At 75.1% G+C, this 12,968-nt stretch carries 11 protein-coding genes; 9 read left to right on the top strand and 2 right to left on the bottom strand.

Annotated elements, in window-relative coordinates; genetic code table 11:
* Positions 1-48 precede the first annotated feature (48 nt).
* The 7 genes from CCN35_RS10615 to CCN35_RS10585 are packed head-to-tail and all read left to right on the top strand — an operon-like array spanning position 49 to position 8,422.
* Positions 49-1,338, top strand: coding sequence for a glycosyltransferase (locus CCN35_RS10615; protein WP_245863102.1), 1,290 nt, complete (start codon positions 49-51; stop codon positions 1,336-1,338).
* A complete protein-coding gene (locus CCN35_RS10610) occupies positions 1,335-2,771 on the top strand; it encodes an exopolysaccharide biosynthesis polyprenyl glycosylphosphotransferase (RefSeq protein ID WP_086792391.1) in 1,437 nt (478 codons plus the stop codon). Before CCN35_RS10615 ends, CCN35_RS10610 begins: the two co-directional genes overlap by 4 nt.
* 5 nt (positions 2,772-2,776) lie before the next feature.
* On the top strand, positions 2,777-4,138 hold the full coding sequence (locus tag CCN35_RS10605) for an O-antigen ligase family protein (protein ID WP_086792389.1): 1,362 nt from the start codon (positions 2,777-2,779) through the stop codon (positions 4,136-4,138).
* Positions 4,135-5,823 (top strand): murein biosynthesis integral membrane protein MurJ, encoded by a 1,689-nt coding sequence (gene murJ, locus CCN35_RS10600; RefSeq protein WP_086792387.1) that lies wholly within the window; start codon positions 4,135-4,137, stop codon positions 5,821-5,823. The genes CCN35_RS10605 and murJ overlap by 4 nt, the downstream gene beginning before the upstream one ends.
* Positions 5,807-6,589 carry a polysaccharide deacetylase family protein gene (locus tag CCN35_RS10595; protein ID WP_086792385.1) on the top strand — a complete coding sequence of 261 codons (783 nt, stop codon included), beginning with the start codon at positions 5,807-5,809 and terminating at the stop codon, positions 6,587-6,589. Before murJ ends, CCN35_RS10595 begins: the two co-directional genes overlap by 17 nt.
* Before the next feature lies 1 nt (position 6,590).
* On the top strand, positions 6,591-7,751 hold the full coding sequence (locus tag CCN35_RS10590) for a glycosyltransferase (protein ID WP_067399218.1): 1,161 nt from the start codon (positions 6,591-6,593) through the stop codon (positions 7,749-7,751).
* Positions 7,748-8,422 carry a YveK family protein gene (locus CCN35_RS10585; RefSeq protein ID WP_067399215.1) on the top strand — a complete coding sequence of 225 codons (675 nt, stop codon included), beginning with the start codon at positions 7,748-7,750 and terminating at the stop codon, positions 8,420-8,422. Before CCN35_RS10590 ends, CCN35_RS10585 begins: the two co-directional genes overlap by 4 nt.
* Before the next feature lie 73 nt (positions 8,423-8,495).
* Here CCN35_RS10585 and CCN35_RS10580 read toward each other — a convergent pair whose 3' ends face one another.
* Positions 8,496-9,836, bottom strand: a complete 1,341-nt coding sequence (locus CCN35_RS10580) for a glycoside hydrolase family 26 protein (protein WP_067399212.1) — start codon at positions 9,834-9,836, stop codon at positions 8,496-8,498.
* Positions 9,837-10,004: 168 nt separating this feature from the next.
* On the opposite strand from CCN35_RS10580, the gene CCN35_RS10575 reads away from it, so the two are divergent.
* Together CCN35_RS10575 and CCN35_RS10570 are read left to right on the top strand one after the other, a co-directional pair.
* Positions 10,005-11,267, top strand: coding sequence for a carboxylate--amine ligase (locus CCN35_RS10575; RefSeq protein WP_067399209.1), 1,263 nt, complete (start codon positions 10,005-10,007; stop codon positions 11,265-11,267).
* Positions 11,267-12,532: an NAD(P)-binding domain-containing protein gene (locus CCN35_RS10570; RefSeq protein ID WP_201450920.1), complete on the top strand. Its 1,266-nt coding sequence runs from the start codon at positions 11,267-11,269 to the stop codon at positions 12,530-12,532. Before CCN35_RS10575 ends, CCN35_RS10570 begins: the two co-directional genes overlap by 1 nt.
* A 218-nt stretch (positions 12,533-12,750) precedes the next feature.
* On the opposite strand, the gene CCN35_RS28895 is transcribed toward CCN35_RS10570, so the two are convergent.
* Positions 12,751-12,968, bottom strand: a 218-nt coding sequence (locus CCN35_RS28895) for an LPXTG cell wall anchor domain-containing protein (RefSeq protein WP_143631466.1), incomplete at its 5' end; no start/stop codon positions are given.

Here is a 12,968-nt window from a genome sequence, read left to right as displayed (position 1 = left end):
GCCTCCTCCCCTGTTCCGAGAGCCCCCGCGCGCCGAAGGACCAGGCGTGTGCCCCGCCCTTCCGCCGGTTCCCGGCCGCGGGTGCTGCATCTGACCCAGCCCGTGGACGGCGGAGTCGCCCGCGTGGTGACGGACCTGGTCCGCGCCCAGTCGGCGGCCGGCCTGGAGGTGACCGCGGCCTGCCCCGACAGCGCGCTCACCGCGCGGCTGCGGGCGCTCGGCGCGGACGTACGGAACTGGCGGGCGACCCGGTCGCCCGGTCCGTCGCTGATGCGGGAAGTACGGCATGTCGCACGGCTGATCGACGAGGTGCGCCCCGATCTGGTGCACGCGCACAGTGCGAAGGCCGGGCTCGCCGGACGGCTCGCGGTGCGCGGGCGGATTCCGACCGTCTTCCAGCCGCACGCCTGGTCGTTCGAGGCGGTCGGCGGGGCCACCGCGGCCCTCGCGCTCCGGTGGGAGCGCTGGGGGGCGCGGTGGGCCGCGCGGGTGGTGTGCGTCAGCGAGGCGGAACGCGCCACCGGTGTGCGTGCCGGGATCGACGCGCCGTTCGCCGTCGTGCCCAACGGCATCGACCCCGAGCGCTTCCGCCCGGCTCCCGCCGGGGCGGCACGGGCCGGGCTCGCGCCGCTCGCCGGTCTCGACCCGGCCGCCCCGCTCGTGGTGTGCGTGGGGCGGCTGTGCCGGCAGAAGGGGCAGGACGTGCTGCTGCGGGCCTGGGACGCCGTCGTGCGCGAGGTGCCCGGCGCCCGGCTCGCCCTGGTCGGCGACGGACCGGACGCCGGCCTGCTGCGCGCCCAGGCCCCGCCGTCCGTGCTGTTCACGGGAGCCGTCGCCGACCCCCGCCCCTGGTACCAGGCCGCCGACCTGGTGGTCCTGCCCTCCCGCTGGGAGGGCATGGCGCTGGCCCCGCTGGAGGCCATGGCCTGCGGGCGGCCCGTGGTGGTCACGGACGTCGACGGCGCCCGCGAGAGCCTGCCGCCCTCCTTCACCGAGCGGTGCCTGGTCCCGCCGGAGAACCCGGCGGCCCTGGCCGAGGCCCTCATCGGGGTGCTGCTCGACCCGCCGCTGCGTGCGTCGCTCGGCACCCTGGCCCGCCGGCATGTGCTGGACGTCCACGACGTGCGGCACACCGCCGAGCGGATCGCGGACGTCTATCGCGACCTGCTCGGCCCCTGGCCCGCCGCCGACGAAGCGGCTCCGTCCCCCGCGGCCGGGCGCGCGAGGACGCGCCGCGCCGAGCACGGCCGGCCGCCCGACCCAGGCTGTGACGCCGGGGCGAACCAGGCGGCACAGCGTGTCCAGCCCACTGAGCACAGGGAGTCGAAGCACTCGTGACCGCGGAACCCACCGTCCCCTCCCCCGGCGCACCACCACGCGCCGTCCCCTCCTCGTCGGTCCCATCGGTCTCGGTCATGCCGCCGCGTGGCACCGCCGCCGGCTCCCCGTTCCCCGCGGTGCGGCCCCCGGCGCACCCGCCCTCGTCGGTGCCGCTGCTCGTCGCGGACGGTGCCGCCGCCCTGCTGGGCCTTCTGGCGCTGTCCGGGCCCGAGCGTCCTCCGCTGGTCGTCGCCCTGCTCCTGGTGGCGTCGCTGCTGCTGCGTCCGCGCGACAGCAGACCACCGGTACCGACGCTGCTGGAGGAAGTGCCCGCCGTGTGGGGCCGTGTCACGGTGGTCTGGCTGGCGCTCGCGGCGCTCGTGGCGGCGTACCGGCCGGACCACCCCCTGTCCCTGCGCACCGTGCTGACCGGCCTCGCCCTGCAGGCCACGGCGGGCTGCGCGCTGCGGGGCCTTGTGCACATGCGGCGGCGCGCGGTCCTGGTGCGCCGCCCGCACGCCGCGCTGCTGGTCGGCCCGGCGGCGATCGCGCAGCGGGTGGCCGCCGCCGTGCTGCGTCATCCGCGGTGCGGCATCCGTCCGGTGGGGATCGTCGCCGACCGGGCGGACGGCTCCGCGGGCCTGCCGGTGCTGACGACCGCCGAGGAGGTCAGGCGTGCCGTCATCCAGAACGGGGTGCGGGCGGTGCTGGCCGTCCACCCCTTCGCGCGCGTCGAACAGGAGTCGCTGCTGCGGTCGCTGGCCGAGTCGGGCTGTGTGGTGTGGGAGATCGACCCGCACAGTCCGTCGTACGCGGCCGGGCAGCGGCTGGCCGGGTTCCCCTGCCGGCGCCTGGACATGTCGGCGGCACGCCACGAGGGCGTGGGCCGGCGGGTGCTCGACATCCTGGTGTCCGGAACGCTGCTGCTGCTGGTCAGCCCGCTGCTGCTGGTGTGCGCGGTGGTGCTGCGGATCAGTGACGGCCCGGGAGTGGTGTTCCGTCAGGAACGCGTCGGCAAGAACGGAAAACCGTTCACCCTGCTGAAGTTCCGCACCCACCGCCCGGCCGACGAGCACGAGTCGGCGACCCGGTGGAGCGTGGCGAACGAGCACGAGATGGGCCGGTTCTGCCGGATGCTGCGGCGCACCTCGCTGGACGAGCTGCTCCAGCTGTGGAACGTGCTGCGGGGCGACATGAGCCTGGTCGGGCCGCGTCCCGAACGTCCTTACTTCGTCGCACAGTTCAGCAAAACCTACCCCGGCTACGCCTCCCGGCACCGGATGCGGGTCGGACTCACCGGTCTCGCCCAGATCAACGGGCTGCGCGGTGACACCTCGATCGAGGACCGCAGCCGCTTCGACAACGCCTACATCGACGACTGGTCGCTGTGGCAGGACGTCTGCATCCTGCTGCGCACCGCGGCCACGCTGGTACGTCCCACGGGGAGTTGAGCGACGTGAGCCTCGCCCTGACCGTGCCCTGGCGCCGGGCCGCCGCCTGGACCCCGGTCCTGCCCGCGGCGGCCGTGGTCGCCCTGCTGGCCCTGCCGTCGGCGCCGGCCTCCGCAGGACCCGCCGATGCGGCCTCCGGGCTGCTGGTGGTGTACTGCCTGGTCCGTCTGGTGCGCGACCGACGGCGTCCGCTGTCCCGCACGGCGGCCGTGGTGCTGGGCCTGCCGGTGGCGGGGCTCGCGCTCGCCGCCATGGGGGCACCCTCGACGGCGGCCGGGCTCGGCGGCCTCGGCCGCTACCTGCAGATCTTCGTGCTGGTCCCGGCCGCGGTGCTGCTGCTGATCCGCGGCCGGGCCGACTTCCGGTTGCTGGCCTGGTCGTTCGTGGGGCTCGCACTGTGGCAGGGCGCGCTCGGCGTGCACCAGTACGTCACCAGGACCGGCGCCTCCTACCAGGGCGAGAACATCCGGGCGGTCGGCACCTTCGGGGCGCACGACGTGATGGGCATGGCGACGGTGGTGGCGCTCGGCCTGGTGTGTGCGACCGGGATCGCGCTGGGCCGGGCGCCGGTGCGGCAGCGGGCGCTCGCCGCCGGCTGCGCCCTGGTCCTGCTGCCGCCGCTGGCCCTGTCCTTCAGCCGGGGCGCCTGGATCGCGACCGCCCTGGCGTGCTCGGTGCAGCTGGCGCTGGCCGGGATGCGGCGCGCCCTGAAGGTGCTCGCGGCTCTCACCGCGGCGGGAGTGGTCCTGGTGGGCGGGTTCGGCATCGGTACGACGGCGCTGCAGGAGCGGATCGGCTCCATCGCACGCGTCGCCGACGCTCCCGACCGGTCCGTGACCGACCGGTACGCCCTGTGGGCCTCCGCCGCCGCCATCTGGCGCGAGCACCCGCTGACCGGCGTCGGGCTCAAGGGCTTTCCCCAGCACCGCGACGGGCACGCCACCCTGGCGCTGTCCTCGGGCTCCGAGGTCGCGGGCGCCGGAGCGACGTATCACCGGCAGCCGCTGCTGTCGCCGCACAACATGTATCTGCTGGTGCTCAGCGAGCAGGGCCTGATCGGGCTGCTCGGGCTCGCCGGCAGCTGGCTGGCCCTGCTGGTGTGCACGCTGCGCAGGCTACGGCGCCTGCGCGCACGCGGACCGGTGCTCGACTGCGCGCTCGTCGCCTGCGGGCTGCTGCTGTGGACGCTGACCGACTTCGCCTACGGGGACATCGGCGGCCCCTCGACCCTGCTGACCGGCATGGCCCTGGGCCTGGTGGCCTGGTGGGCGCTGACCGGAGAGGAGCACGGGGCCCGCGGGGCGCACGGCAGGGCCGTGGTGCCGGACGGAACGCCGCAGCGGGTCGAGGAGGCCGTGACACGATGACGGTGAAACCCTCGCACACCCCCAGGTCCACGGCCGGCGGTGCCCCGAGCGTCCCCCCGGCGCGCACCGCCGCCCAGACGGTCGAGGGCCCCGAGACCACCTCGGCGTCCCGGAAGTTCCTCGCCCGGGCCACGCTCCTGACGGCGTCGCTGTCGATCGCCGGCTCCCTGCTCGGTCTGGTGCGCGACCAGTCGCTGGCGCGGCTGTTCGGCGCGGGCAGCGACACCGATGCCTTCCTGGTGGCGTGGATCGTGCCGGAGTTCGCCGCCACGCTGCTCATCGAGGACGGGCTGGCGCTGGTGCTGATCCCGGCGTTCAGCCTGGCGCTGGCCCGCCGCGCCCGGGGCACGGCCGACGACCCGGTCCGCGCCCTGGTGGCCTCGACCCTGCCCCGGATGTGCCTGGCCCTGGCCGCGGTGGCCGCGCTGATCGCCGGCCTCGCCCCCTTCCTGGTGCGGATCCTGGCGCCGGGCCTGCCCGACCCCGGTCTCGCCGCCGACTGCACCCGGCTCACCGCGACCTGTGTGCTGGCCTTCGGGCTCGCCGGGTACTGCAGCGCCGCCCTGCGCGCACACCGCCGCTTCTTCGCCCCCGCGGCCATCTACGTCGCCTACAACACCGGCATCATCGCCGTGATGTTCCTGCTCGGCGCGCACTGGGGCGTGCGGGCCGCGGCGGCCGGGGTCGCCGTGGGCGGCTTTCTGATGGTGGCGGTGCAGGTCCCCTCGCTGTGGCGGCAGCTGACGTCGCGCCGGCCGGCGCCCCGCTCGGCCGGCGAGGACATCGAGCCGCGGCCGGTGCAGATCGCCCTGGTGGCCGCCGTGCTCCTGTTCGCGCTGTGCCGCCAGTCGCAGGTCCTCGTCGAACGCTTCCTCGCCTCCACCCTGCCCGCCGGGGCCATCTCGTACCTGAACTACGCGCAGAAGGTCGCCCAGATCCCGATGACGCTGTCGCTGATGCTGACCACCGTCACCTTCCCGGTGGTCTCCCGGGCGCTGGCGGAGGGCGACACCGAACGGGCCCGCACCCGTGTGGAGCGGGATCTGGCCCTGACCTCCTGCATGGTCCTGCTGGGCATGTGCGCGGTGATCGCCTGTGCCCCGCAGATCATCGAACTGCTCTTCCAGCGCGGCGCGTTCACCGCGGACGACACCGCCGCCACCGCGGAGGTCATGCGGGTGTACGCCCTCGGGCTGCTGGGCCACACCCTGGTGGGCGCCCTGGTGCGCGGCTACTTCTCGGCGGGCCGGCCCAGCTGGTACCCGGTCGGTGCGATGACCGCCGGCATCGCCGTGACGTCCTGGGTCGGCGCCGCGGCCGTGGCCCCCTGGGGCGTGGTGGGCATCGCCGCCGCCAACGCCCTCGGCATCACCGTCACGGCCGTTCTGCTGCTCGCCGGTCTGCGCACGGGCCGGCAGAGCGACTCCCCCAGCCTGTCGATCCGCGTCCGGCGGATCCTGGCCGAGCTGAGCAGGCCCGTGCGCGCCGCGATCGTCGCCACCGTCGCCGGGGCGTTCGTCGCGGATCTGCCGGACTCCCCGGTGGCGGGCCTGGCGGCCGGCTCCCTGACCGTGCTCGCCGTCTTCGTCCCCCTCACCTGGGCCCTGGGCGCCCAGGGCTGCGCTTCCGCGCTCCGCTCCGTACGCATCCTCACACGAAGGCTCACCCATGGCCGCTTCCGTTGATCACCAGGACACCGGTGACCGCCCCGTCACCGGCGCACTCTCCGCCTCGCGCCCCGGTCCTCCCCCCTGGGTGGCGATGTACCACTCGGTGGGCGACTGCTCCGACGACCCGTACCGCATCACGGTCACGCCCGAGCGGCTCGGCCGGCAGCTGGCCTGGCTGCGCCGGCGCGGGCTGCGGGGCGTGCCCGTGGCCGAGCTGCTGGCCGCCCGCGCCCGCGGCGGGGGACAGGACCTGGTCGGGCTCACCTTCGACGACGGGTACGCCGACTTCGTCACCCATGCCCTGCCCCTGCTGCGCCGCTGGGGCTGCCGTGCCACGGTGTTCGTCCTGCCCGGACGGCTCGGCGGCGACAACGCCTGGGATCCGCTCGGCCCGCGCAAGCCGCTGCTGACCGCGGACGGCATCCGGCGCGTGGCCGCCGAGGGCATGGAGATCGGTTCGCACGGCCTCACCCACGTCGACCTGACCCGGGCGGACGACCTCGCCCTGAAGGCCGAGCTCGTCGAGAGCCGCGCGCTGCTCGAGGAGCTGACCGGCGTCCGCGTCGACGGCTTCTGCTACCCCTACGGCACCGTCGACGCCCGGGTCGTCGCGGCCGTGAGGGAGGCGGGCTACGCCTACGCCTGCGCCATCGACCCCGGTCCGCTCACCGGTGTGCACGCCCTGCCGCGGGTGCACGTCGGCCAGGAGGACACCTCCTGGCGTCTGCACCTCAAGTACCGGCTGCACCGGCTGCGCCGGCGTCCGGTGGAGGGCCTGTGACATGAGGGCCCTGCACATCATCACCGGTCTCGGGGTCGGCGGGGCCGAGCAGCAGCTGCGTCTGCTGCTGCGTCATCTGCCCGTCGACTGCGACGTGGTGACGCTGACCGACCCCGGCGCGGTCGCCAAGGGCCTGGCCGCCGACGGGGTCCGCGTGACGCACCTGGGCATGCGGGGCAACCGCGACCTGGGCGCGCTTCCGCGGCTGGTCCGGCTGATCCGCGCCGGCGGGTACGACCTGGTGCACACGCATCTGTACCGGGCCTGCGTCTACGGCCGGATCGCCGCCCGTCTCGCCGGGGTCCGCGCCGTCGTGGCCACCGAGCACTCCCTGGGCGCAACGCAGATGGAGGGCCGCAGGCTGACGGCGGGGGTGCGTGCGCTGTACCTCGCCACCGAGCGCCTGGGCTCGACCACGGTCGCCGTCTCCCCGGCGGTGGCCGACCGGCTGAAGCGCTGGGGGGTGCCCGCGCCCCGGATCGAGGTCATCCCCAACGGCATCGACCTGGACCGTTTCCGCTTCGACCAGGAGCGGCGCGAGAGTGCCCGCCGACACCTCGGCCTGCCCGAGGACGCGTATGTCGTCGGCGGGATCGGCCGGCTCGCCCGGGGCAAGCGGTTCGACGTCCTCGTGCACGCGCTCACCCGGCTTCCGGACGACTGCCGGCTGCTGCTGGTGGGCGGCGGGCCCGAGGAGCAGACCCTGCGCCGCACGGCCCGCGAGGCCGGTGTGGCCGACCGCGTCCTGCTCGCCGGTGAACGCCCCTACCTCCCCGACGGCTCCCCCGGACCCGACCTGCCCTCGCTCATCTGCGCGATGGACCTGTTCGCGTCGCCGTCCACGGAGGAGGCGTTCGGTCTGGCGGCAGTGGAGGCGCTGGCCTGCGGCCTGCCCGTGCTCTACGCCTCCTGTCCGGCCCTCGAGGCCCTGCCGCCCCCGGCCGCCGGCCGTCGTGTGCACGGCGGCCCCGAGGCGTACGCCCGGGCGATCGCCGAGGTCCGCGCGGCGGGCCCCCGGCCGCGGACGGCCCCCGAGGCCGCGCACCGCTACAGCATCACCCGCAGCGCGGCCCGGCTCATGGACGTGTACGCGGCCGCGGCCTCCCGTTCCTCGTCTTCCTTCTCTCCTCTGGTCTCACCTCTGGGAGCAAGCCCCTCATGACCGACACTCCGACTCGTCAGCACCGTCTGTCCCCGGCCCGTCTCCGGAAGCTGCGCCTGCCGTCCTGGGCCGTGCTCGCGACGGGCACCGTCCTCGGCGGCCTGTGCGGCGGCGCGTACGGCCTGCTGACCCCTCCGACGTACACGGCCACCAGCTATGTCGTCGCGGTACCGGCCGAGCAGTCCGACTCGGGCGCCGCCCTCGGCTTCGCACAGGCCTACGGCCGGGTCGCCACACAGCTCACGGTGCTGATCGAGGCACAGGACCGGGCGGGCGTGCCGCTGCGCACCCTGCAGCACAGCGTGCGGGCGGCGACCTCGCCGGACGCCCCGATGGTCGCGGTGTCGGCGACCTCCTCGCGTCCGGTGCTGGCCGCGGACATGGCCAACGCCGTCTCCCAGGCGCTGATCCGGCAGGCGGGCGACGCCAAGGACAGCACCCGGGTGCAGCTGGTGCAGTTCGCGCGGGCGGTCAGGCCGACCGAGCCGACGTCCGCGTCCGCCTGGGTGACCTCCGCGGTGGGGGCGGGCGCGGGCGGACTGCTGTCCGGTCTGGCCCTGCTGGTACGCCCCCGGCGCACGGACCGGGACGACCGGGACCGGGACGCAGGCCCCGCCCCCGCCGCCTCGGTGCCCGGCCCGGCCGTCGCCGTCGATGCCGCACAGCGGTGACGGCCGCGTCCGGACGGCACGCGGCGGCGGCCCCTCCGGGCGGCCGTCCGCCGCCGGACGGGCCGGCGGCGTGCTAGCCCGTGCCGGCCGTCGGTCGCCGGCCGAAGCGGATGCAGGGCCTTTGGCCGATCCAGTGCTCCACCCAGTCGCCCAGGCCCACCGGTGTGCAGTCCCGCGGGGACGGCGGTGCGGCGGGCCTCGGCAGGGGCGTGGAGGCGGACGCCGCGGCCGGCGCGCCGATGCGTCCGTACAGGACGGACCGGTAGACCTCGGACGACCGGGGATTGTCCGTGCACCGCCACACACCGTGCGGACAGTAGTCGCTCAGCGTGTTGTAGAGCGGCTTGTGCTCGTCCATCCACGCGAGCATGCGCCGCATCCACTCGGGATTGTCGCCGTTGCGGAAGAGCCCCCATTCGGGATAGGAGATCGGTTTTCCGTGAGCCCTCGCGAAATCCACGTGCGCCTGAAGCCCGTAGGGTTCTTTCACCTGTTCGTCGAAGGAAAGCCCGGCCGGCTGGTCGTAGGAATCCATGCCGATGATGTCGACCACGTCGTCCCCCGGGTAGCACTGCGTCCAGGGAACGGCGTCCAGGCCGCGGCTCGGCGTGAAGTCGAACCGGAACTTCTGCCCCGGCACCGCCCGCATGGTGGTGACGATCCTTCTCCAGTACTTCTTCCACGCCTCCGGGTCCGGCCCGCAGCGATGGGTGTACGTGATGCCGTTCATCTCCCAGCCGAGCACCAGGATCGTGTCCGGCACCTTCAGCTGCACCAGCCGCTCGGCGAGGGCCCGGAAGTGGTGGTCGAACCTCCCCTCCGCGCCCTGCCGCAGCAGCTGCCGGACCTCGGCGTCGGAGAGGTTCTCCTCGTTGCGCTCCTGCAGGGGGACGTTGAGGACGAACATCCGGTCGGGCCGCTCGCTGCGCCAGTGCGCCCAGGTCTCGAGGAAGTCGACGTCGCCCTCGATGTCGGCCCAGGTCCCTCCGGGCAGGTAGGTGTGGCCGACCCGGAGGTCGGCGCCGCCCAGCCAGTGGCTGAGTCCGGGCATGCGGATCACGCCCCGGGCGTCGGAGCCGAGGAAGGCCCCGAAGGCCGGGGTGTCCTGGAGGGGCATCAGGATGTGCGCCGGGAGCGGGACCGGCGGGCCGGGGACGATCACGGACGGAGGGGGCTGCGCGGTGGCGTCCGCTCCGGTCGGGGCTGCCGGAGCGGACGGGGCGACCGGGGAGGCCGGAGGGACCGGGGCTGCCGCCCCGGATGCCGCGGGGGCCGGCACCGGAGCGCGGGCATCGGCGGCGCGCCCCGCCCCCGCGCTCGGCGCGGGGCCGGCCGCCAGGGTGACCGACGCGGCGGCCAGCACCGCGCCCACGGTCAGCCAGCGGGCCCGGGCCCGTCTGCGCTCTGGGGTCATGCCTGCTCCTTTCCTCGCTCCGGTCCGTTCTTCCGTTCGTTTTCCTTGTATTGACGAACCGTCACATCAGAGTCAGGCACAGGAAAACCCATGGCGCCACCGCCGTCGCGGCTTTCGAGTGCCTCCCTCGCCCATACGGGTGATCCGCTCCGAAGGAAAAGAGAATTCATGCCGTTGCTCGACACCCGTGTTCCCGCGGTTCTGCTGCGAATCGACCGGAATCCCTTTCACCACGGAACGCTGGGCGCCGTGCGTTCGCTCGGCAGGGCGGGCGTGGAGGTGCATCTCGTCGCCGACGCGGCCAACAGCCCCGTCCGCGCGTCGCGTTATGTGCGCGAGGTGCATGCTCCGCCTCTTCCGGGGGCGTCCGACGACGTCATCGCCGGGGTGCTGCGCCGGGTGGCCGGCCGGGTCGCGCGTCCCGCCGTGCTGGTCCCGCTGGACGACGCGACCGCCATCGCCGCGGGCCGGATGCGGGATCTGCTCGCCCCCTTCTACCTGCTGCCCGAGACACCGGGCACGCTGCCCGAACGCGTGGCGGACAAGGCGGAGCTGGCCGCCGTGTGCGCCTCGGCAAACGTCCCGCACCCGACGACGCTGATCCCGGACGGCCCGGCGCAGGCCGCGGCGGACGCGCGCCGTCTCGGACTGCCGCTGGTGGCGAAGTGGAGCCGGCCCTGGCTGCTGCCCCCCGGCAGCGATCTGCGCAGCACGGTGCTGGTGCACTCCGAGCAGCAGGCCCGGGAGCTGTACCGGCGCACCGAGGAGGCGGGCAGCCGGCTGCTGCTGCAGGCGTATCTGCCGCCGGGACCGGACCGCGACTGGTTCTTCCACGGCTACGTCGACCGTTCGGGCACCGTGCGCGCGGGCGGCACCGGCCGCAAACAGCTGTCCTGGCCGCGCGGCGCGGGACTGACCGCGGTGGGCCGCTGGACGGCCAACCCCGAGGTGCGGGCGTCGGCCGAACGGCTCGTCGGCGCACTGGGCTACCGCGGCATCCTCGACCTCGACTTCCGCCGCTGCGGAACGACCGGCCGCTATCACCTGCTCGACTTCAACCCGCGCCCCGGCGCCCAGTTCCGGCTCTTCACCGACAGCGCGGAACTGGACGTCGTACGCGCCCTGCACCTGGACCTGACGGGCCGTGCCCTGCCCGAGGGGGCACCGAGGACCGGGCGGGCGTTCGTGGTGGAGAACTACGCGCCGCTCGCCGTGCTGCGTACGGCGCCGGGCGGTCGCGAACTGGCCTGGTACGCCCGGGACGACCGTGCTCCCGGGCGGGCCATGTGGGGCCTGTGGTGCCGTCATGTGTCCCGTCGGCTGCGGCAGAAGCTGGGTTCCACGGCGGCGCTGCCGGCGCCCCGCCCGGCTCCCCGTGCGGCCACCGGTCCCCTTCCCTCCATGACCGACGACGAGAAAGCGAACCGTTGATGCTGTACGACCTTGTAGTGGTGGGCGCGGGACCGTACGGTCTGTCGATCGCGTCCCATGCCGCGTCCGCGGGGCTGAACCTGCGGGTGTTCGGCCGGCCCATGGCGTCCTGGCGGGACCACATGCCCCGCGGCATGCTGCTGAAGTCCGAGCCGTGGGCGTCGAACCTGTCCGATCCGCAGGGACGCTGGCGTCTGGACGTGTACTGCGCCGAGCACGGCCTGACGGCCCGGCACGCCGAGCCGATCGCGGTGGAGCACTTCGCCGCGTACGGCCTGTGGTTCGCACGGCACGCCGTGCCGGAGGTGGACGAGCGCCAGGTGATCCGGGTGGCGTCCGGTCCGGGCGGCTTCACGGTGGTCACCGAGGACGGGGAGACGGTGCACGCGCGCACGGTGGCGCTGGCGGTCGGTGTGATGCCGTTCGTCGAGGTGCCGCAGGTGCTGCGCGGCCTGCCTCCCTCACTGGTGTCGCACAGCAGCGACCACAGCGACCTCGGCCGGTTCCGCGGCAGGGACGTCACGGTGATCGGCGGTGGCCAGGCGGCGCTGGAGACCGCGGCCCTGCTCGCCGAACAGGGCACGCGCGTGCGGGTGCTGGCGCGGGCGAGCCGGCTGGTGTGGAACGATGTGCCGCCGCCCCTGGAGCGGCCCTGGTGGCAGTCGGTGCGCCACCCGCACAGCGGCCTCGGGGCCGGCTGGCGGAACTGGTTCTACGCCGAGCGTCCCCACCTCTTCCGGCGGCTGCCGGAGCGGACCCGGTCCCGCATCGCGGCCACGGCCCTGGGGCCTGCGGGCGCCTGGTGGGTGCGGAGCCGGGTGGAGGGCGTGGTGGAGGTGCTGACGGGCCACGAGGTCGCCGCGGCCAGTGCGGTGCCGGGCGGTCTGCGGCTGGACATGGTGACCCGTGAGGGCGCCACACGCACCCTGGAGACCGAGCACGTCGTCGCCGCCACGGGGTTCAAGGCCCGCTGCGACCGGCTCTCGATGCTCTCCGCCGACCTGCGCTGCTCGCTGGCGGCCCTGCCCGACGGCTCCCCGAGAGTCGGGCACGACTTCGAGTCCTCGCACCCGGGTCTGTTCCTCGCGGGCCTGATGACCGCCTCCGGTTTCGGTCCGGCCATGCGCTTCGTCCAGGGCGCGCCCTTCACGGCGACGACCCTCGTCCGCGGGGTGCGCCGCCGCCTCAGAACGACCCCGACGGGCAGAACGATCCCCGTGCCGGGAGGCAGCCGCAGCAGCGCGCCGTCCCCGGTGCACGGCTGACGGCACGGCCGGCACGGGGCTGTCGGGCCGCCCGGTCCCACCGCCGGCACGGCGGTGCGGCGTCCGCGGGGCGGCTCGTTCCCGGACCGGCGGGGCTGCCCTGTGCCGGCGGCCCCGCCGGTCCGGTCCGCCCGGGCCCGGGGCCCGGACGCGGGGCCGACGGGCCGGGCCGGCCGCCGGCGCACGACCGGCGCAGGAGCCCTGCCCGGCACCGGCGGCTAGCGCGGGGAGACGGCGCGGCTGCGGCGGTACAGCACCGTGCCGCCCGCGATCAGTGCGGCGCTGGCCGCCGAGGCCGCCAGCAGGGCCTTGCCGCCGGTCTCGGCCAGCTGCGGCTGCTTGCCGGGCTGCTCGACCGTGGTCGGCGGCGTCCGGTCGGTCTGCGAGGGCGGGGAGACGGGGCGCGGCGGCTTGCCGGTGCGCGGGGGCTGCGGAG

Origin of the sequence: Streptomyces thermovulgaris (genome assembly GCF_002155915.1) — a bacterium.
Lineage (GTDB): Bacteria > Actinomycetota > Actinomycetes > Streptomycetales > Streptomycetaceae > Streptomyces > Streptomyces thermovulgaris.
This window is presented reverse-complemented; position numbering and strand designations above follow the sequence as displayed.